This is a genomic window from Bacillus sp. mrc49 (assembly GCF_002803435.1).
The window spans coordinates 1-941 of the sequence record NZ_PHNG01000152.1 but is presented as its reverse complement, the minus strand read 5'-3'; the positions used below and the strand labels follow the sequence as shown (position 1 = coordinate 941).

The window sequence follows — 941 nt, the reverse complement described above, 5'->3', positions numbered from 1 at the left end:
TTGATCAACATAAATTTTTATTGAATGTTGAAAATGGAATTATCAATTTGAAATCTGGAAATCTTCAGCAGCACGATCGTGAGCTTGGAATTTCAAAAATCACAAATGTTGAATTTGACGAAAATGCAAAATATCCAACTTGGTCAAATTTCCTGAATCAAATATTTAAAGGTGACAAAGACTTAATTGAATATATGCAACGACTTGTTGGATACTCGCTAACTGGGGATATATCAGAACAATCCATGTATTTCTTAGTTGGCGGTGGTTCAAACGGTAAATCGACATTTGTAAATACAATCAAAAAGTTAATGGGCGATTACGGATCTCAAACAAAGTCAGATACGTTCATTAAGAAAAAAGATACAGGTGCAAATAATGATATTGCCAGGTTAGTAAATTCAAGATTTGTTTCGGCCGTAGAGTCAGAGGAAGGCGAAAAATTGCAGGAATCACTTGTAAAGACTATTACAGGCGGGGAACCAATTTTAGCTCGGTTTTTAAGACAAGAATATTTTGAATTTCTCCCAGAATTCAAGGTGTTCTTCACTACAAATCATAAGCCAATTATCGGCGGTGTAGACGATGGTATTTGGAGACGTGTAAAAATTATCCCATTTACTTTAAATCTAAAGCCGCATGAGCGTGATAAAAAGTTGGAGGAAAAATTGTCATTTGAAATGCCAGGGATTTTAAATTGGGCCATTGAGGGTTGCTTGAAGTGGCAGAGGTTAGGGCTGCAAGACCCGAAAGTTGTAACGGATGCAACCGGTAATTACAAAGAAGAAATGGATATATTAGCGCCGTTCTTGGGTGAAATTTGTTACATTGATGAGCCCAAAAATGAAGCAATCAAAATCGAAGCGAAAGAATTATACAACGTTTATGACAATTGGTGCTTTAAATCAGGTGAACGCACATTAGGGAACAGATCATTTTAT

At 35.9% G+C, this 941-nt stretch carries 1 protein-coding gene; it reads left to right on the top strand.

Annotated elements, in window-relative coordinates:
• Window positions 1-941 (top strand): DNA primase family protein (locus CVN76_RS01045; RefSeq protein WP_232732040.1); only part of this gene is annotated, 941 nt, incomplete at both ends.